Source organism: Shewanella sp. MF08487 (assembly GCF_050848685.1).
In the GTDB taxonomy this organism is placed as follows: domain Bacteria; phylum Pseudomonadota; class Gammaproteobacteria; order Enterobacterales; family Shewanellaceae; genus Shewanella; species Shewanella glacialipiscicola.
Map to the genome: position 1 here is coordinate 175,240 of NZ_JBOZPB010000005.1, position 19,963 is coordinate 195,202.

Annotated in this window: 20 protein-coding genes; 6 read left to right on the plus strand and 14 right to left on the minus strand. The window is 48.3% G+C overall.

Annotation, left to right across the window (positions count from 1 at the left end; genetic code table 11):
* Positions 1-151 precede the first annotated feature (151 nt).
* The 6 genes from ACRN9H_RS05675 to ACRN9H_RS05700 all read right to left on the minus strand — a co-directional run bounded on the left by ACRN9H_RS05675 (position 152) and on the right by ACRN9H_RS05700 (position 6,775).
* On the minus strand, positions 152-1,609 hold the full coding sequence (locus tag ACRN9H_RS05675) for a catalase (protein WP_432312824.1): 1,458 nt from the start codon (positions 1,607-1,609) through the stop codon (positions 152-154).
* 461 nt (positions 1,610-2,070) lie between these two features.
* Entirely contained in the window at positions 2,071-2,958 is an 888-nt protein-coding gene (locus ACRN9H_RS05680) for a radical SAM protein (RefSeq protein ID WP_432312825.1), read from the minus strand.
* A 28-nt stretch (positions 2,959-2,986) separates the two neighbouring features.
* The gene (locus ACRN9H_RS05685) at positions 2,987-3,313 is read right to left on the minus strand and encodes a putative quinol monooxygenase (protein ID WP_006084260.1); all 327 of its coding nucleotides are present in this window, start codon (positions 3,311-3,313) and stop codon (positions 2,987-2,989) included.
* A gap of 112 nt (positions 3,314-3,425) precedes the next feature.
* The gene (locus tag ACRN9H_RS05690) at positions 3,426-3,881 is read right to left on the minus strand and encodes a GNAT family N-acetyltransferase (RefSeq protein ID WP_432312826.1); all 456 of its coding nucleotides are present in this window, start codon (positions 3,879-3,881) and stop codon (positions 3,426-3,428) included.
* A gap of 205 nt (positions 3,882-4,086) precedes the next feature.
* Entirely contained in the window at positions 4,087-5,715 is a 1,629-nt protein-coding gene (locus ACRN9H_RS05695; protein WP_105250326.1) for a DHA2 family efflux MFS transporter permease subunit, read from the minus strand.
* A 1-nt stretch (position 5,716) separates the two neighbouring features.
* Positions 5,717-6,775 carry an HlyD family secretion protein gene (locus ACRN9H_RS05700; RefSeq protein ID WP_432312827.1) on the minus strand — a complete coding sequence of 353 codons (1,059 nt, stop codon included), beginning with the start codon at positions 6,773-6,775 and terminating at the stop codon, positions 5,717-5,719.
* A gap of 94 nt (positions 6,776-6,869) precedes the next feature.
* Between ACRN9H_RS05700 and ACRN9H_RS05705 the strand changes: the two genes are divergently transcribed.
* Both ACRN9H_RS05705 and mscL read left to right on the plus strand, forming a co-directional pair.
* A complete protein-coding gene (locus ACRN9H_RS05705; RefSeq protein WP_168827308.1) occupies positions 6,870-7,814 on the plus strand; it encodes a LysR family transcriptional regulator in 945 nt (314 codons plus the stop codon).
* A gap of 203 nt (positions 7,815-8,017) precedes the next feature.
* Positions 8,018-8,428: a large-conductance mechanosensitive channel protein MscL gene (gene mscL / locus ACRN9H_RS05710; RefSeq protein ID WP_105250328.1), complete on the plus strand. Its 411-nt coding sequence runs from the start codon at positions 8,018-8,020 to the stop codon at positions 8,426-8,428.
* A gap of 76 nt (positions 8,429-8,504) precedes the next feature.
* Here mscL and ACRN9H_RS05715 read toward each other — a convergent pair whose 3' ends face one another.
* The 7 genes from ACRN9H_RS05715 to ACRN9H_RS05745 form a co-directional block, all read right to left on the minus strand.
* Positions 8,505-8,828 (minus strand): antibiotic biosynthesis monooxygenase family protein, encoded by a 324-nt coding sequence (locus tag ACRN9H_RS05715; RefSeq protein WP_113939195.1) that lies wholly within the window; start codon positions 8,826-8,828, stop codon positions 8,505-8,507.
* A gap of 170 nt (positions 8,829-8,998) precedes the next feature.
* On the minus strand, positions 8,999-12,223 hold the full coding sequence (locus ACRN9H_RS05720) for an efflux RND transporter permease subunit (protein ID WP_263206484.1): 3,225 nt from the start codon (positions 12,221-12,223) through the stop codon (positions 8,999-9,001).
* A 29-nt stretch (positions 12,224-12,252) separates the two neighbouring features.
* On the minus strand, positions 12,253-13,518 hold the full coding sequence (locus tag ACRN9H_RS05725; protein WP_432312828.1) for an efflux RND transporter periplasmic adaptor subunit: 1,266 nt from the start codon (positions 13,516-13,518) through the stop codon (positions 12,253-12,255).
* Positions 13,519-13,528: 10 nt separating this feature from the next.
* Positions 13,529-15,022: a TolC family protein gene (locus tag ACRN9H_RS05730; protein ID WP_432312829.1), complete on the minus strand. Its 1,494-nt coding sequence runs from the start codon at positions 15,020-15,022 to the stop codon at positions 13,529-13,531.
* A 328-nt stretch (positions 15,023-15,350) separates the two neighbouring features.
* Positions 15,351-15,794 carry a hypothetical protein gene (locus ACRN9H_RS05735; RefSeq protein WP_131524257.1) on the minus strand — a complete coding sequence of 148 codons (444 nt, stop codon included), beginning with the start codon at positions 15,792-15,794 and terminating at the stop codon, positions 15,351-15,353.
* A 181-nt stretch (positions 15,795-15,975) separates the two neighbouring features.
* Positions 15,976-16,185: a DUF3012 domain-containing protein gene (locus tag ACRN9H_RS05740; protein ID WP_076498649.1), complete on the minus strand. Its 210-nt coding sequence runs from the start codon at positions 16,183-16,185 to the stop codon at positions 15,976-15,978.
* A gap of 36 nt (positions 16,186-16,221) precedes the next feature.
* On the minus strand, positions 16,222-16,587 hold the full coding sequence (locus ACRN9H_RS05745; protein ID WP_105250333.1) for an STAS/SEC14 domain-containing protein: 366 nt from the start codon (positions 16,585-16,587) through the stop codon (positions 16,222-16,224).
* A gap of 136 nt (positions 16,588-16,723) precedes the next feature.
* Here ACRN9H_RS05745 and arfB point away from each other — a divergent pair, with 136 nt between their 5' ends.
* The 4 genes from arfB (at position 16,724) to ACRN9H_RS05765 (ending at position 19,113) form a co-directional block, all read left to right on the plus strand.
* Positions 16,724-17,155 carry an alternative ribosome rescue aminoacyl-tRNA hydrolase ArfB gene (arfB, locus tag ACRN9H_RS05750; RefSeq protein WP_011787977.1) on the plus strand — a complete coding sequence of 144 codons (432 nt, stop codon included), beginning with the start codon at positions 16,724-16,726 and terminating at the stop codon, positions 17,153-17,155.
* 272 nt (positions 17,156-17,427) lie between these two features.
* On the plus strand, positions 17,428-17,868 hold the full coding sequence (gene aroQ, locus ACRN9H_RS05755; RefSeq protein ID WP_028759381.1) for a type II 3-dehydroquinate dehydratase: 441 nt from the start codon (positions 17,428-17,430) through the stop codon (positions 17,866-17,868).
* A 36-nt stretch (positions 17,869-17,904) separates the two neighbouring features.
* Positions 17,905-18,354, plus strand: a complete 450-nt coding sequence (gene accB, locus ACRN9H_RS05760; protein WP_432297881.1) for an acetyl-CoA carboxylase biotin carboxyl carrier protein — start codon at positions 17,905-17,907, stop codon at positions 18,352-18,354.
* A gap of 81 nt (positions 18,355-18,435) precedes the next feature.
* Positions 18,436-19,113, plus strand: a complete 678-nt coding sequence (locus ACRN9H_RS05765) for an SDR family NAD(P)-dependent oxidoreductase (protein WP_432312830.1) — start codon at positions 18,436-18,438, stop codon at positions 19,111-19,113.
* 91 nt (positions 19,114-19,204) lie between these two features.
* Here the strand turns inward: ACRN9H_RS05765 and ACRN9H_RS05770 are convergent, their stop codons facing one another.
* A complete protein-coding gene (locus ACRN9H_RS05770) occupies positions 19,205-19,873 on the minus strand; it encodes a hypothetical protein (protein WP_432306457.1) in 669 nt (222 codons plus the stop codon).
* Between the last annotated feature and the right edge of the window lie 90 nt (positions 19,874-19,963).

A 19,963-nucleotide genomic window follows, 5' to 3' on the forward strand; every position in this document is an offset into this window, starting at 1 on the left:
ATTCTATTTGCGGATAATTTGGCTAGCAGTAAAGGAAATAACATATCAACATGGCGAAAATGGTACAGCTCGCCATTACAGGATAAATAAGCCAATTTATGGTGCGGCTAATCGTCTGCGATAAGCAGTCCGGTTAGCCGCATTAGCATGTTTACTTCGGTATATCACTCAGCGGTATGTCTAATGCTTTAGCGATACCCGTACCATAGGCTGGGTCTGCTTTAAAACAGTTGCCAATATGACGGATTTGAATTTCTCTTGGTGCATCGCCAATAGAACGAGCCGTATTTTCAAACAATACTTGTTGCTGTTCTGGCGACATTAAGCGGAACAAAGCACCGGGCTGAGAGTAATAGTCCGTATCTTCACGGTGATCCCAGTGAGCTGCCGCCCCCGACAACTCCAGCGGTGGCTCGCTAAAATCCGGTTGTTCTTGCCATTCACCATAACTATTAGGCTCGTAACCCAGTGTACTGCCGTGGTTACCGTCAACACGCATAGCGCCATCACGATGATAGCTACTGACAGGGCAGCGAGCGGCGTTAACAGGTACCAAATGATGGTTTACACCCAAACGATAACGCTGGGCATCACCATAAGAGAACAAACGCCCTTGTAGCATTTTATCGGGTGAAAAGCTGATACCTGGCACAATGTTGGCGGGGTTAAATGCGGCTTGTTCAACTTCAGCAAAATAGTTATCTGGGTTACGATTAAACTCGATTTCGCCCACTTCAATTAAAGGGTAATCGCCGTGCGGCCACACTTTAGTTAAATCAAATGGGTTGTATGGCACGATAGCCGCATCTTTTTCTGGCATGACTTGCACGTACAAAGTCCATTTCGGAAACTCGCCGCGCTCAATCGCTTCATATAAATCGCGTTGATGGGTTTCACGACATTCGCCCACCGCTTTTGTGGCTTCAGCATCGGTCATATTTTTAATGCCTTGCTGAGTGCGCCAGTGGAACTTAACCCAAAAACGCTCATTACTGGCATTGATAAAGCTAAAAGTATGCGAGCCAAAACCATGCATATGGCGATAACTGCTAGGAATACCGCGGTCACTCATCACCACTGTTACTTGATGCAACGCCTCTGGCAACGAAGTCCAAAAATCCCAGTTATTTTTTGCGCTGCGCATATTGGTGCGAGGATCGCGTTTTACGGCGTGATTAAGATCGGGGAATTTTAGCGGATCACGTAAAAAGAAGACTGGCGTATTATTGCCCACTAAATCCCAATTGCCTTCTTCAGTATAAAATTTTAGGGCAAAACCACGAATATCGCGCTCAGCATCGGCCGCGCCGCGCTCGCCTGCAACGGTAGACATACGGCTAAACAGTGCGGTCTTTTTACCTACTTGATTAAACAGTTTGGCGCGCGTGTATTGGGTAATATCCTTGGTGACGGTAAAGGTGCCATAAGCGCCAGAACCTTTGGCGTGCATACGTCTTTCAGGGATCACTTCTCGGTCAAAATGCGCCAGTTTTTCCAGAAACCAAACATCCTGTAATAACTGTGGACCGCGCGGTCCGGCCGTCATAACATTCTGGTTATGCGCAACAGGACAGCCTGCATTAGTGGTTAATTTTTTCTTGTCAGTCATGATTTTCTCCTGTGGGGTGGTACATCTTGGCTAAGTTTTTTGGAGCGGTGTTAATCCGTCCTAAGTGCTCACCGCGAACCAGTTGAACTAACTGTTTTAATTGAAAAATAACACTAGCTACGATGAGAAGTCTCAGTTTTTTGATAAAACTGACTCTCCGCTTTGATTCGCTGTAATAGATATCAAACATCGACTTTGGAGGGGTATTTATGCGAGATATAAATAACCACTAATATAAACAATAACGTTCATAGCCCTATTTCGCTACACACTTATTTACTGAGTTAGTTATCCTGCGATGGTTATTTTGCAAGGTAGCAGCGATCAATATGCACCACCTGTAGACAATTCATATCTTTTTTAATGAGTTATGTGAAGGCTACCCATATAATTGACATACCTCTTTCTACCTAGATTAACGTTTGATTTAGCTGACAGCGCTAGGGTTAAACTGCCTCCCATTAAAGCCCACGCTGCCATTCTTGTCTTAAGGGAATGCTGCGCGGCGCATTGATGGCGAGAGCAACCTGTGCCAACAATTTTGCCTTGTCCTTACCTAGTACGCCCTTGAGCACTAGGTAATTAGAGGCGTGATCTGATCTAAAAATCGTCTGTTCTAATTCCAAATGATTCAATAGGGTATGCATTTCTTGGAACAGACCCTGTTGATCCGGCAACTGAAATTGACCGCCAAATACCGCGTCCATTCGCTCTGTGCCTAAGGGTAAAGTGACCACTAAGGTAGAGAGATAATCCGGCTGAGCAGCATTCATTAACTTGGCTGAATTAACCGCATGTTGATGAGATAACTCAACGCCGCCTAAACCATTGAGGATCATTACAGATGACTTCATCCCCGCCGCACGGATTTTAAGCAGTGCCGCTAAGGATGATTCGAAGGTTTCACCCTTTTGGATTTTGGCGAGCACTTCGTCATCGCCACTTTCGCAACCCACATAGAGTAAAGACAGCCCGAGTTCGCGCAGACGTGCGAGTTGCTCTGGGGTTTTATTATTCAGATTGCGCGGCAAACAGTAACTGCTGATGCGCGTAACCTGTGGCAAGTGGCGGTTGATCAGCTCACAAATCGCTTCGAGACGCGCAAAGGGCAAACTCATGGCATCGCCATCGGCCAAAAATACCCGAGAAACGGGGGCGCCAGACTGCGCAACGGCCAAAATATCCTGCTCAACCTTGTCGAGCTTTTGTGCCCGAAAGGCTTTTTGCGGCTGGGTATACATGTCGCAAAAGCTGCACTGGTTCCAACTGCAACCATTAGTTACTTGCAGTATCAATGACTTCCATTCTGATGGAGGTCTAAATACTGGCTCAATATAGTTAATCAACACTGCAAGCTCCTAATAATTTATCTCACGATTAAACGATGATTTGGTGATAGGTTTCCACATGAAACGACTCAACCAATTCGGGCATCACTTGGTGGAAATAATGTTGAATGGCGTCTTTAGCACAGTGCTCATCGAATGCAGCAATATCGACAAACTTCTCTACAAACGTCACCCGACGTGGTTCATCACGGCTCACATTAAGCTCGTAACGAATGCAACCCGCTTCGCGGCGCGTATCAGGAATAAGGCTCGCGAGCGCCGCGATCAGCGCTTCGGTTTTGCCCTCTTTAGCCAAAAAACTCGCCACACAGGCAATTTGCTGTTGATTAATTTTATAATCCGTTGAAGTCGACATCTCGGTTCCTTATTGGCTTAATGTTGAATGCTTATATGCCTAGCTTTTGTTGATCGCTTATGTTGATAATTGATTTAGATAATTGATGTAGATAACTCATATTGATAGCCGCTTATACTGATTGATAGCGCATATCTAAATGGGGAATACCATCTTCTAAATACATCTCAGAGCAGGCGACAAAGCCGAGCTTTTGATAGAAGGCTTTAAGGTAATCTTGGGCGCCAATTTGGATCCCTGCATCGGGCCAAGTCGTCAATGCCGATTCGATGGCGTGTTGCATTAAAGGCATGGCTAGCCCTTTGCCCCGTCCCGCCGGCGATACCACCACGCGGCCGATACTCGCCTCTGGATAACTCAACCCCGGCGGTAAAATGCGCGCGTAACTAAGGAGTTCACCCGCTAGCGATAAGCCAATTAAATGTTGGGTTTGTGGATGCCTATCTTTGTCATCAAGCTCAGGATAAGCGCAGGCCTGCTCCACCACAAACACATCGACTCTGAGCTTTAATATGTCGTATAGCGTATTGGCATTTAACTGATTAAATGTAAGATTTTGCCACTGCAAGCGATTATCCCTCTGTAAATCATCGAAAAAGAGCTTTGAGTCTACCACAGCATAAAGACCATAAAAAAGCACCTTAATCCGCGAGGACTAAGGCGCAAAGCTGGTATACCCAAACAACCTGAAACTCGTATCTTCGGGTCGCTTAGGTATCAAACCAATAGATCTGGGGAAATCTATGGCGACAACAGGATAACGAAAAACGTTATTACTCGACCATGGCATCGTGGGCCACAGGCCCTGTCGGTTTACGGATCAGCAGCACGGCGAAGACGGCGATGAGTAGCAGAGCGCCCATGATGTAAAACACATCGTTATAGGCCTGAATATAAGCTTGCTGACTCATGGTTTTGCCCAGTAAGGCTTTCGCCTGCGCGGCCGCGGTATAGGGATCAGAACCTCCCGCCTGCAACATGCTTGCGCTTTGGGTTAAATAATCCTGTGCTTGTGTGCTCACTGCGGGTAAAGATTCCTTAATATGAGCCAAATGCCCGCGCGACAAAGTGTCAGTCAAGGTCGCGACCAGCGCGATACCAAAGGCGCCACCTAAGTTACGCATCACGTTTAATACCGTCGACGCCGAGGCATTTTCATGGGGTTTTAAATGCATGGTCGCAAGCATACCAATAGGCACCAAAATAAACGGCTGACCTAAGGCCCGCACGACTTGCGAAGCGATCATCTGCGGTCCGGCATAATCTGCGGTCATCTGACTATTCATGTAATAGCTAATGGCGAACATTAAAAAACCAAAGGCGGCGAGATAACGACTATCGAAGCGCTCCATCAATTTCGGCACTAAAGGCAAGACCAATAGCTGCGGAAATCCCATCCACATAATCACCCCACCAATCTCTAACGGTGTGTAATCATGGACTTGCGATAGATAAAGCGGGATCAAATAGATAGCGCCGAATAGTGCCATCCCCAGTAAAAAATACGCCACGGTGGAGAGCACAAAATCACGCTTACCGAGCAGGCGCAAATTCACTAACGGTTCTTTACGCCTTAACTGGATCCAAACAAACAACACCAGATTGACTACGGCAATAATGGCCAGATTACGAATGAGCTCCGAGCCAAACCAGTCCTTGCGGTTACCTTCTTCGAGCACCACTTCAAGGCAACCCATCCCCAGCGCCATAGTGACTATGCCCGCCAGATCGACATTCTTCAGCTTATCCCAAACGACCGACTGCTTCTCTAAACCGTAGGCCAACATCGCCATCACCAACAAGCCCGGTGGCACATTGATATAAAACAAATAATGCCAGCTAAATTGCTCGGTCAGCCAACCGCCTAAGGTCGGGCCGATTGAAGGCGCAAAGGTCGCCGTCACGCCAAATAACGCCATGCCGACGGCACGCTTGTTATCGGGTAAAAACTCAAGGATAAGCCTAAAGGCCAGCGGAATAAGCGCACCGCCAAAGAAGCCCTGTAGCGCCCGAAAGGCGATCATTGCCTCTAAGTTCCACGCCATAGAACAAAGTACGGAAGCAAAGATAAAAGCAGCCGTGGTCCATAACAGATAACGCCTGACCGACAATCCTGTACTGAGCCAGCCAGAGAGCGGGATCGCGATCATCTCAGCCACCAGATACGCGGTTGAAATCCAGCTGCCTTCTTCGAGCGTAGCCCCAAGGCTGCCTTGAATCTCCTTCATCGATGCATTAGTGATTTGAATATCGAGAATCGCCATAAAGGCGCCAATCAAACCACCAAATACCGCAATCCATGAACGGCGACTGCCACGCTCATAATCGGTAGGCTTTTTAGGTACACTGATGCCCTGCGCCTCCATATCGGCAGACGCAGTGATAGAGCCAGTTGCGCTCATACTAACGACCTGTATTTGCAGCGATTGCCGATGTTGATGGCTCAGATGCCGTATCCACTTTCACGACCGCACTTAAGCCCGGTAGCATGTGTGCTTCTTCCTCAGATAAATCTAAGCGAATACGCACGGGAATACGTTGGACGATTTTAGTGAAGTTACCTGTGGCATTTTCCGCCGGCAGTAGACTGAATTTGGCTCCGGACGCCGGTGACAGACTATCGATAACACCTATAAAGGTTTTGTCGGGAAACGCATCGAGACTGACCTGCACTGACTGTCCTGGTTGCATATGTTGGATCTGGGTCTCTTTAAAGTTCGCCGTGATCCACACTGCCCCATCCGGAACCAAACTGTAGAGTGCTTGGCCGGGTTGCACGTACTGCCCCACCATAGCACCACGTTTACCAATCACCCCAGAAAAAGGTGCGGTCACACGGGTATCATTTAATTGAATTTTCGCCAGTTCTAAAGTCGCATCGGCCTGCTCTACTACTGAGCCCGCCTGATCTAATTGGGCATTAAAAACTGCTAACTCCCGTTGCTTTGCCACTAACACGGCTTTGGCTTCATCGAGACGGGCGGCGGCAGAATCGAATCCCGCTTGTAGTTGGTCGACATCATCTTGGGAACTGTAATTACTGACTTTAAGCTTTTTCGAGCGGCTCAATTGTTGCTGTGCACGTATTTTATCGGCCTTTGCCGCCACCACGCCTGCGCTGGCTTGAGTGATTAACGCCCGTTGCAACTCCACCTTTGCGGCTAAAGTTTGCAAGTCCGCCTTCGAACTTGCCAATGAGGCTTCAGCTTGACTCACTTTGGCACTAAACTGGTTATCTTCCAGCTGAGCTAATAACTCACCCTTTTGCACATGCTGGTTATCGGTTACATCGCTTAACACAACGTAGCCAGGCACTTTAACGCTGATATGGGAAATATCGGCCTCAACATAAGCGTTATCCGTGGTTTCGATAAAACGTACCTGTGTCCACCAGTAATAACCGCCTCCCGCAACTGCAGCGAGTAACAGTGGAACGGCGATAATGAGTTTACTTTTGGACATGAATGACTCCTTGATTAGTGATATCTAGTGTACTACTGTCTCACTAAGTTTATTAGTCAGCAAAAAATCAACCCACTGTTTCACAGGTGTAACAATGATGGATCTCAATCGCGTGCAAATTTTCGCTCAAGTGGTCGAGCAAGGTAGCTTTACTGGCGCAGCTAAAGCCCTTGGGCTCACTAAGGCAACCGTCAGTCGCAAGATAGCCGAGCTCGAAGCCGATACCGGCACACAACTGCTGTTTCGCACCACAAGAGCCCTAAAACTCACCGAAGCAGGATCAAGTTATTACAACAGGATCAATAAGATCCTCAGCGATCTGCAGAGCGCCGAAAATCAGCTCAGCGCCCAACAACAATTGATTAAAGGCAATCTAAAAATTGTCTGCCCAATTGAATTAGGCCAATTGTTTTTAGGGCCGATTTTCGCGCAGTTTTTAACGCTTTATCCCGAAATCACCATAGAGGCTGAACTCACCAATCGAAAGGTTGATGTGATAGAAGAAGGCATAGATCTGTTATTTCAAATTGCCGATTCTGGCGACACTCGTCTGCAAAGCTATGCCTTAGTCAACGCCCATAAATCACTCATGGCAAGCCCAGCTTATTTAGCTGCCCATGGAACACCCAAGGTGCCACAGGACTTAGCCAAACATAAAGCGATTCGCTTGCAGTCGGCGCATATTGAAGGTGCTTGGAAATTATTCGATGGTAAAACTTGGATTGTCGCCGAGCCCAAGACTCAACTGACGGTAAACAATGTCACCCTCGCTCGCGAGGCCGCCATTGCGGGGCTTGGGATCACTGCGGTGCCGTCCATCATAGCCCAAGTCGCATTAGAAAAAGGCGATTTAATCCCGCTACTAGATGACTATCCAATGGTGCAAACTAAGGTAGTGCTTAGCTATCCACAGCGGGCGTATCTACCGCGAAAATACCGCGTCTTTATCGAATTCATCTATAGCTCCCTATTTAAACGTTGGGGATCGCAAGTCTTAGAAGTCCCTGATTTTATCGGCCATGCCGATCTAGATGAATAAATCGAATGCCCAAAAAAGTAACAATTGTTACTTTGTAAAGTGAAAATCATTGCCTTGAGGATAAATCCTCTATGTCAGAATTGCCTTAATCCATAAGCCCCTATAAGCTTGGCAAGGTAACAGGCTGCAAAAGACCTTAGGTTTTCCTGATACAGTTTGCACAATAAAATTTAACATTTAATCTCAATTTTGGAGGAAACCTAATGAGCTTAATTAAAGAGTTCAAGGCTTTTGCGTCCCGTGGCAATGTGATCGACATGGCCGTTGGTATCATCATAGGTGCCGCATTCGGCAAAATCGTCTCGTCCTTCGTGGCCGATGTCATCATGCCACCAATTGGCATCATCCTAGGTGGTGTGAATTTTAGTGATTTGAGCATAGTGCTACAGGCAGCTCAAGGCGATGCGCCTTCTGTGGTCATTGCCTATGGCAAATTCATTCAAACTATTATCGACTTTACGATTATCGCCTTCGCCATTTTTATGGGTTTAAAAGCCATTAACACCCTAAAACGCAAGGAAGAAGATGCGCCTAAAGCGCCACCAGCACCGACCAAAGAAGAAGAGTTGCTGTCTGAAATCCGCGATCTATTGAAAGCTCAACAAGAAAAATAATCTCAAACTTAAGTGTCACGCATAAAAAACCCATCTCTAGAGATGGGTTTTGTTTTTACATCAGCGAGATAAGTGATTACTCAGCTTCAACATGCACAGTTTCACTGTAATCTTGCACTACTTCTGCCACCCGAATGCGATAAGAGTTAAACAAACAGGGCACTATACCCGTTTGCTCGGCAATGCTGTGGGCCATCTGATTGCGCCATTGGGTAATAGAGGCTTGGTCCTCCCAGAACGACAGGCTCAGTACTTTGCCATCGTCGGTTAAGCTCTGAAAACGTTCGATCGAGATCAGCCCCGTACGACCTTCTAAATATTGGCGCATTTCAGCCGCCACGTGCAGATACTCTTCCTTTCCTTCCTTTGTCGGGATGACTTCAAAAATTACCGCAATCATAATGTTCTCCAGAAATGAATGTCCTTAATGTCGACTCTAAGACTAGCCCATCTATCACTCTTTAGCTCACTGATTTTTAGAGTTTTAGTCAATGTGATAACCCTGTCTACAACGAAGGCAATAACCCGAAACATAACAAGTTATTGCCCACGATGACGGCTTACTTGTGATTAACCGAGCTCATCAATGCGCTTATCGCCGCGATATAACCAGCGATACAAGGTCGGCAAGACGAGTAAGGTCAGCGCCGTCGAGCTAAACAAGCCACCGATAATCACCACTGCCAAGGGCTTTTGGATCTCACTGCCAACACCCGATGACAATAAAATCGGGATCAAACCTAAGGCCGAGGTCAGTGCCGTCATCAATACCGGGCGCAAACGCCCAACCGTGCCCTCATAAACACAATCATAGAGTGCTTCGCCGCTTTGCCTGCGCTGATTAATCGAATCCACCAGCACCACACCGTTGAGCACCGCTACCCCAAATAGAGTGATAAAGCCAATAGAGCTAGGCACAGATAAATAAGTACCACTGACATACAGGGCCACTATGCCGCCAATCAAAGCTAAGGGCACGTTCGCCATGATGAGCAACACTTGCTTGAATGAACCAAAGGAGAAGTACAACAACAAGGCAATCAAAGCGATAGAAATCGGTACCACTAGCATCAACCTTTGCTGCGCTCGCTGCTGATTTTCATACTGGCCGCCAATGATCACTGTATATCCCGCTGGCAAATCCGCCTTTGGCACTAGGGCATAAATATCTTTTACAACCGAGCCCATATCGCGTCCCGCCACGTTGGCCTGCACCACAACACGGCGCTGCACATCGTCACGGCGAATATTCGGCGGCGCCATTTCCACTTCGACGCTGGCGACTTCCCCTAAGCGCACTGTGGCGCCATTTGTACCGCTGAGTAACAAGTCTTTAATCGCATCCGGGCTTTGGCGAAACTCGGCCGCGAGTCGCACATTGATGTCGTATCTGGCATTGCCATCGATCACTTGTCCTGCACTCGCGCCGCCAATACCTTGGCTGACGAGGCTCATCACTTGATCGACACTGATGCCGTAACGCGCCAATAGCTCGCGTTTGGGGCGCACGACTAATTGCGCCTCGCCGCTCACTTGCTCAAGCGACACATCCACGGCGCCGGGGATTTTCGCGACGAGATCGGTAAGCGCTTGGCCTTTCTGTGATAATACCGCTAAATCAGGGCCGAAGATTTTAATCGCTAGCTGGGCTTTTACCCCCGAAAGTAATTCATCTACCCGAGTCGCAATCGGCTGCGAAAAGGTCAACAAGAGTCCAGGGAATACGCTGAGCTTTTCCTCCATCAAGCGTTGCAGTTCCAAGCGCGAGCTTGCCGACTGCCACTCTGCTATCGGTTTCAAGCCAATATAGACTTCAATATTACTCACTGGCTCGGGATCGCCGCCCAGTTCAGGCGCACCAATGCGGCTCAGGGCATATTCCACCTCGGGAAATGCTAGCAAAATAGCCTCAAGCTTAGGTGCGACTTGGAGCGAAGTGCCTAAACTCGCCGTTGGTGCCAGCGTCACCCTCAAGTTAATCGTGCCTTCCTCCAGTTCAGGCACAAATTCGGTACCCAGCCTTGGTAGCAATAATAGACTCAAGCCGAACATCACCAAGGCGCTGAGCATCACCACCTTTGGCCTAGCAAGCGTTGCCGTCAGTAACTTGCGATAAGCGGCATCCAGCGGCGCTAAAATCACACTTTGTTTAAGCAGTACACCGCGCTTAAACAGATACACGGCAAGGGCTGGCACGGCAATCAGCGCCACCAGCAGCGCCGACATCATAGCCAAAATGATACTGACCGCCATCGGCTGGAACAGCTTGCCTTCAACGCCTTCGAGGGCAAATAACGGTGCAAATACGACGATAATAATGGCGGTGGCGAAGAAGATTGGACTACACACCTCTTTTGCCGCGAGCATTATCCGAATAACCATATTCGATTCGCTGACATCACCACTGGCTTTAGCGCCATCCTCCTCGCTGTGATAGGGATCGTCCTCACCATCGGCACGCGCCCTCGCCTCGGGTAAATGGCGGCGATCCGGTTGGGTTAAGTGTTTGAAAATATTCTCCACCATCACCACAGAGCCATCGACTAACATACCAATCGCCACAGCTAAACCGCCGAGCGACATCAGGTTTGCCGACAAGCCATAATAGGACATCACCATAAGTGCGAGCCCGATAGACACAGGAATCGACAGCAGCACCAGCAAGGTCGCGCGGATATTGACGAGGAACAACGCCAAGATCACCACGATAAACACAAAGGCCATTAGCAGCGCATCGCGCACTGTGGTCACAGCCTTATCGACCAGATCCGCTTGGTCGTAAAACACCTCAAAGGACACGCCATCGGGCAAGGCCTGCTCGATAAGGCTCACCCGCGCACCAATATCGTCAATCGTCGCCTTAGTGTTTGCCCCCATGCGTTTGAGCACAACACCAGCCACCACTTCACCGAGATTTTGCACTTGGCCAGATTCATCGCGGCGCGTCATAGTCACAGCCCCGACACGGATCTCGCTGCCAAAATCCACCTGAGCGATATCGCCAATACGCACTGGCGTACCGCTGGCTTCGGTCAGAGGGATCTGCGCGATCGCCGCCAATCCAGCGTCTCCTGCGGGCAACATACCATAACCGCGCACCACAAGTTGCTCTTGGCCTTGGTCCATAAACCAACCGCCAGCGTTGCGGTTATTGCTCTCTAGCGCTTCGGTCACCTGCGCCATAGACAAGCCATAGGCACGCAGTTTATTCGGGTCGACCTGCACTTGGTATTGGCGCACATCGCCACCAAAAGACAAGACTTCAGTCACGCCGCCCACGGGCATCAATATCAACTTCACCAGATAATCATTTAAGCTACGCAGCTCGGCGGCATTAATGCCAGAGTTAGGTTCTGCGCGCAGAATATACTGATAAATCTGCCCTAATCCCGAGGTATTCGGGCCGATTTCAGGCACTCCGACGCCGCTTGGGATCATCTCCCGCGCCGCCTGCAACTGTTCAAACACTTGCTGACGGGCGAAGTAAATATCCGTCCCCTCGGCAAATACCACAGTCACAATCGACAAGCCAGTGCGCGATAACGAGCGCACCTCAGTCACGGCTGGCAAGGCGTACATGGCCGATTCCACCGGATAACTGATAAGTTTTTCCACCTCTTCTGCAGCTAAGCCTTCGGCCGCTGTATTGATGGTCACTTGCACGTTAGTCACATCAGGAAAGGCATCGAGATTCAACTTAGGTAACATGGCCACACAGCCCACAATCACGGCGAGCAGAGCCAATACCACTAACAGCCGATTTTTAATCGCGGCTTCGATTAACTTTTGCAACATAGAAAATCTCCAAAATAAGGGCGCTCATATTAGTGGGCGTGAATATCAAAGCCCGCTTTCGCCTGCTCGGATGCCAAGAAGAACGCGCCAGCCACCACAACCTTGAGCTGTGCCTGTTGGGCTTTTTCAAGCTCAGGTCCACGCACTAGACTCAGACCACGTTGACGCTGCACCACTTCTACCTCAATGGACTCGAAGCCATCCTCATCTTGAATAAAAATCTGCCAATCGCCATCGCCGCCACGGGTCAACGCCGTATCGGGCAGCACTATGCCACTGCCGTTTGGATCGGTAGTAGAGCCAGCAAAGTAGAGTTCAGCAAATTGCCCCGCATGCAACACATGATCAGGATTGGGCATACTCACCAGCACTTGCTCGGTGCGCGTTACGCTGTCGAGTTCATGGGAGCGACCGATGATCTTACCTGCCAACGTCTTATCCCCTACTTGCACTAAAGCTGAACTGCCAACCTGGATATACGTAGTTTGAGTTGGGGTTAACTGCGCCTCAACCCATAAATAGGATTCATCGGTCAGTTGCATTAAGGGTGTGCCCGCGCTAAAAACTTGACCTAGCATGGCGATATCCTGCTGCACTCTGCCGTCAATTGGTGCTAAGAGTTGATAACTGCCTATGGCTTCGGGCGTCGATTCCAGTGCACGAATTTGCGCGGGCGTCATCTTAATTGCCTCTAAAATCGCCCGTTTAAGTTCGGCATCCACCTGCGCCTGCATCCGCCGACTGACGCTAACCGCACCTTCACTCATGCGTTTGACTCGGCTCCATTCGGCAGCGGCATTAATGTAGTCCGCCTGTGCCTGCGCAACGGCTGCGCCACCCAAGGTAAGTAAAGGCTCACCTTTTTTCACTTCTTGTCCCGGCACCACATGGCGCGCCAACACACGCACATCGAGCTGCGGCGCAAGGGTCGCTGTTCGATCGCGATCCACCACTAAGGTCGCCGTCGCCCTAATATCGAGATTCAAATTGGCGAGGTTCAAGCTATCGCTCGACAAAGGTAAAAAGCTAATCCCCGCCAAGGCTTGCTGCGCTTCGGTCAATTTCAACGCCTGTTCGCCGTGTTCATCCGTCGGCGCCGTTTGCGTTACCGAATCGCCGCTTGCCTTAGCGACGGGAGCGTGATCACCGCCAGCCAATACAGGCTGAGCGAGAAATGCCAGCGTGCTCAGCACGAATAATGCGAGCGCAATTTTTGATAGGTTAAACCGACGCTTTTTAGGCGTCATTACAGCATCCAGTTGAAGGACATTTTCGTGGTGAGTATTTGAATTCATTATTGTGACCTCATGGGTTTACTGTGCGTGCGGCGGCATTAGATGTTATCGAAGGGACTGCATTTAGCTTTTCGATAATGAGCTTTTCGATAAAAGGCATAAGCTGGCCGCTTTCGCCCATCCAAGTTAACCAACTTTGATAGATAGCCGTTTCTAGGTTTAAGCCCACCAAATAACTGGCGGCTAACTGACGACGGCTCTGTAAGTACTCGCTAGTACTCACATCCCCCGCCTGCCATTGTTGGCTTAAGGATTTAGCGGCTTTAGCACCTGACACTTGCACTAACTCACGCCAGTCTTGGTAACGTTCGAGTAAACGCGGTAACGCATAGAGGAATTGTTTCTGCTTAGCGGTAAGCACTCGCTCACGGGCAAGATAGCCTTGCTCCGCGATAGCGATGCCCTTATCGGCTACGGCTTGCAACTCACTGTAGTTATTGCGAACTTGTAGAGGAATCGACACGCCGACACCGAGCTTATTGTCCGTGCCCTCCTTTTCAGCGCCTAGGCTAATAGTTGGGTCAGCTGAAGCTTCCGCTTTGACTTGCATAACATTAACTCTGGCGAGCAGCACTTGCTGATAAGCACTCGCCAGGGCTGGCAAGGCTGATGTAGAGGTGCCCAACTCGGCCGCTGGCGCTTGCTTAGCCTGAGTCACAAAGAAATGGATCTCTTTGATAAACTCACTAAAAGCAAAATTATTATCCCCAAGTAATTCAATTACTTTGCCATCGGCCACTAAGGCCACCTGCTCGGCTAAGGCGTAGTCGGCAGTATTAGAGGCGACTTCGAGTTGTATCAATTGCAGCTCGACGTTGGATAAATCCCCCGCCGCCAATCGCTGCTCAGCAATATTGAGCTGCGCCTTGGTGAACCTTAATTGCTGCTCAGCAAAGGTCAGCGCCTTACGGCTTTGCGCCTGTTCTGCCAACGCCAGTAAGCGTTCGGCCAACATTTGGCTACGCTCTAACCCTATATCTGCTAACAGGATTTGCGCTTCAAGCTCGGCACGCTTTGTCGCCACGCCGCGTTTGTCGCCCCAATCGAGGGTTTGGCTCAGCCCTAAGCTGTAGGCATCTGTATCGGCATTTTGATAATTAAGCCCAAGTTCTGGGTTATACACAGCGCGATCTGCCGCCTGAATGGCCAGTTTGGCCTGTTGCTGCCTTACAAGTTGCGCCTGAACTTCAGGTAACTGATTGAACTGTGTGAGTAACTCAGGCAACCATTGGCCAAAGTTGACATGTGCCGTGTCGGTTTCTTTGGCGGGTAAACCCAGTGATTGCGCCTTAAATGCCTCAACTTCAGAGGCATTTATTTCAGGGGCATTAGCCTCAGAGGCTTTGGTTTCAAGGACCATGACTTCAAGGACGTTGACTTCAAGAGAATCATTTTCTGCCGCGAGGGCAAAGGCTACCAATCCGGCGGCCAATACTAATCCGCAGCTAAACAAGCCCGATCTAAACAGACAAACTAAAGTACGGGCGAGAATCGTTTTTTTCATCGCAAATCCTAACAATATCGAATGTGGATCGGCTGACTTTTGCGCCCAAAGCGAAACGGCTAGATGTGAGCTTCATTTACATAGCTCAATGCAAAGCAATCATATCGTTCTGGGCATGGCAAATAAGCGCCGATCGAATCATCCCGCCAAGCAATACAGTAACGGCTAAAAAGCCAATGACGGCTCCAACAGTTAACGCTGCGAGCATCAGTTCAAGCGTATCTTTTGGGGGATGAACATAACGGACTTATCACGCGGCAAAATAGAATGAGATCCAATCAGATGAATCAATCGTCCTAGGCCGAGAAATAAGCCGAATATTGGAGAATTAAGCGATAGGAGGGCGGTATTTAGGTAAATTTTCAGGCGGGAAATAGGATACATCGGTAGGCAGATAGACGCTTTCTAACGCCTGTACAGGCTGACTCACTGCCTGAGATAACAGCGCCACATGACCGCCATGGCATTGACAGTCGAGGCATAGGTCAAAATCTTGTATTTCAGTGGTTTTCACTAAGTGGGAATGAAATCCGCTGCTTTGGTTTTCTCCCGTGTGATTACTGGTGACACCCGTGGAGTCCGCAAAGCCTAAGGCTTGCTCGCTTGGACAAACGCAATCGACACATTGGGCCAAAGTGGTCACTTGAGCGCTAAATTGCAGATGGGGATGATTCTCAGCTTCTTCCGCACCATTGCCCGCATGTAACTGATGCGCACCCATATTCGCGCCAGCAAATTGCAGCACGATAATGGCTATCAGTAGGGTCACCATTCGAGTAAAAAATGGCTTAGCGGTAGAATTCAAATATCACCTATAGCAAATAAAGGATAACGGAACATCTGACCCGTATGATAAACATAAGTTCACAGCTCGCAAGCAAAGTCTTTCAAGCTGTGATCTCTAAAGGCTAACGCTGACTTAAACACTCAGTGCTTATTTAAATGCACAGCACTTATTTAAATACACAGTGCTTAGCATAATCAGCGGCTTCGTTAGCAGTCCAATCGCCAGACGGCTTATTTTTCATCTGTTTACACCAAGCATCACTGCCCACTTCTGGCGCGCAGGCACTCAGTCCAGCGGTAAATGCCAACACTAACGCAATCGCACTGACCTTAGAAACTGTCAGTGAAGAAACAGAGCCCGATTTCAATAATGACATACTTAATTCCTTGTAAATATGGCCTAAATTAGACCATTAAATATTCGAACGCTTAGTGATCCAAGCAATCGCTTTGGCTTTCTGTTCGAGTGGAAACCAAGCCACTTCGCCCTGCATAAAAGGCCCGAGTAAGCGCACCGCATTTCCCACCCAATCAGGGCCGCCCACAAACACTAAGGCTTCAAAATTCGGTAACTGGACTTCACCACTACCGGTCAGCGACTCAAATTCCCAGCCTTCGAGTAACACATCCGCCTCAATATACAGGCAAACTTGGCCCCAATCCTTACGATAACTCTTAATCGCTGGCTGTAAACGGGTCCGATAATCGGTGGAGGATAGTCGGCCACTGGCAAAAAGACTGATAACACCCTTAGCAATATCGGGGATTTGGCATAACATAGAGGCACTCCGAATCGAGAACACTTTTGCAGGCAATGGCTTTAGCCAATGCAGCGGCAAAGAATGCGCCCGATGATAACAAATCTATTGGAAAGCCATAAGTCATTATTGATGGCTTCTCAATCCATGCTGAAAAATGCCTAAGTTTGCCATGATAAAAATCTCAAACCGTGTGGAACTTCAGGAAAATGAAATCGAGTGGCAATTTATCCGTTCGAGTGGTGCAGGCGGCCAGCACTTAAATAAAGTGTCCACCGCTGCGCAGCTGATTTTCGATATTAAAAGCTCATCATTACCCGAGTTTTACCAAGAACGCTTGCTCAACAAGGCGGATCACCGCATCACTAAAAGCGGCAAAATCATTATCAAATGCCAAGCGAGTCGCAGCCAAGATGCCAACCGCCAAACGGCGTTGGAGCAATTTATCGCCTTGGTTGCCAGTGTCGGTGAAGTGCAGAAAAAACGCATCCCCACCCGCGCCACTAAAGGCAGCCAAACGCGGCGATTAGAAACCAAGAAACAAAAAGGTGCCACTAAGGCCATGCGCCAACAGAAGAGTGACTATTAACTTAGGTGACAATTAACTCAACTGACAGCCAACTTAGGCAATTGCTAACTCGGTACCAGAGAAATAACCGCAATTGAACCCAGCCAACAATGGCACAGGATTTCAAAGGTATAATCGGCTCGCACATGATCAGCTCGCACACAATTGACTAACGGATAATGCAAAATCGATTTGAACAGGTTAAGTTAATGGCCTATGTAGAAAACTGAAATAAATTTATTCCAACTTTAATCCCAGCATAAATCCCAAGGCATGCCGTAAAGGAAAGCGCAATGAGTCACAAAATTTTGCTCGTCAATGGCCCCAATCTCAACCTCTTAGGCCGCCGCGAGCCCAGCGTTTATGGTCATCAAACCTTAGCCGACATAGTGGCGGAGTTAAATCAGCAGGCAAAGTTGGCGGGAGTTGAGCTCGAACATATTCAGTCCAACGCCGAATTTGAGCTAATCAATGCGATTCATGCGACTGATGCCCAGATGATTATTATCAATCCCGCCGCCTTTACTCACACCAGCGTCGCCCTGCGTGATGCCTTGCTTGGCGTGGCAATTCCTTTTTTTGAAGTACATTTATCCAATGTGCACGCCCGTGAAGCTTTTCGCCACCATTCCTATTTTTCCGATAAGGCGATAGGCGTGATTTGCGGTTTCGGTTCACAGGGTTATGAGTTTGCGCTGGCGGCGGCCATTAAGCGGCTCAACCAGCCACAGTAAATTCTATTCAATAGCGTGCTTTGCAAGGGCAGATAAATGGCAATGGATCTTCGTAAAATTAAAAAACTCATTGAGTTAGTACAAGAATCTGACATAGCAGAACTGGCGATCACAGAAGGTGAAGAATCAATTCGCATCACCCGCTACAGCCCTATGCCAGCCAATATGCAATCACAGCAAGCTATCCCCAGAGCACGAGTCGAGTCTTTGAGTGAACAGGCAAAGCAAACAGGCATTTCGCCGAGTACAGAAGGTTTTGTACAAGTCTCACCTATGGTCGGCACTTTTTACGCGGCGGCAGAACTCGATGAGGTGCCGCTGGTTAAAGTCGGTCAACGAGTGAGCCAAGGTGAAGTGATCTGCATTATCGAAGCGATGAGAATGATGAATCCCATCCAAGCCGAGCGCGATGGCGTGGTCAGCGCTATTTGGGCCAAAGACGGCGATGAAGTGGCATTCGATCAACCGCTATTTACCTTAATCTGACCGCTCGCCTTCCCATGAATTGAAGCGCACTTAAATTTAAAATGCGGTTTTCAAGCCAAGACAGCATTAACCGAGGTCACTATGATATTAATTACCGGCGCCAGCAGTGGTTTAGGCGCGGCACTCGCATCGCTCTACGCCAAAGAGAATGAAGCACTGACACTCACAGGCCGCCATGCCGAGCGCCTGCAAACCGTCGCCAATGCATTAACGCCCTTCTCCAACAAAACTATCACTGCTATCACCGCCGATCTCGCCAGTGAATCGAGTCTCGAAGCCCTGTTCGATGGCCTAACGCAAGCCCCTAAAACCGTGATCCACTGTGCGGGCAGCGGCTACTTTGGTGCGATTGAAACCCAAAGGGCGAGCGATATCCAAAGCCTGCTCAATAACAATGTCACCTCGACGATTTTGTTAGTGCGGGAATTAGTGAAACGCTATAAAGATCAAGCGGTCACTGTGGTTGTGATCATGTCCACCGCAGCACTGGCCGCCAAGGCGGGAGAATCCACTTACTGCGCGGCAAAATGGGCGGTGCGGGGATTTATCGAGTCGGTGCGATTAGAGCTTAAACAAAGCCCAATGAAGTTGATTGCCGTGTATCCCGGCGGCATGGACACAGGCTTTTGGCCCAGTAGCGGTAAGGCTTTAGATACCTCAAGCTTTATGTCCGCCGATGAAGCGGCAGGCATGCTTAAACAAGCATTAATCGCCACCCAGCATGGTTATATCGCCGATATCACCATACAAAGGGGCTAGCCAGATGTAATGCTAAGACAGAATGTTTAACAAGTGCATCGCTCGTTAATCATCACGGCCAATTACTGATGAGAATATATTAAGGGATAATTTAGATATCAAGTTTTTCAGTTGAACGTCTGAAATTCTTTTTAATATGCCTCGATATTAGCGGCTTCTTAATGATAATTTCCGGCAGATTAAAGCGTCGCCGCTCATTATTCACTAAAACATCTGGCATATTTACTTCACAATACTGAGCAAACTGCTCTAGATACATCCGAGAATAAGCCCCTTCTTCAATAGTTAGAGGTTCATCCATCTCGAGTCTTTTGTGTTTAACCCAAGGCTCTAGCGAATACCATGTAGACAAATACATTGGCCCCCAGATATTCATAAAATGATTACGAGAGATCAAATTGTGCAGTGCCATGTAACCAATTCGCTGTAATTTCACACTCACTTCTTGTGCTGCTAAAAGCTCTTCTGGCGTCCAATTACACTCAAACTCTTTAATATGATTATCTGTACATTGGCAATACGCAATACGTTTATGGGCATCCGTCAGCACACGAATAGCAGGCTTTAATATATCCATTTCAGCCATAGCCCAACGCAAAATATCTGCATCACGTGAAAGCGCCGACTCTTTAATATTTTTAGAACCTTGGCGCAGGCTATAGAGTAAGAACGCCGTTAAAAATACCATTAAAATATTGGTTAAACCTGAGACACCATTCCAGTCAAAAGTAGTGAGTTGCACTTTAAAATCATTAAACATATCAAAACTCTAATTAATACATCATTTAAATAAAAATGGTTGGAGTCGAAATAAGCACATTTATTACAGTGAGTAATAGTCAATAATATC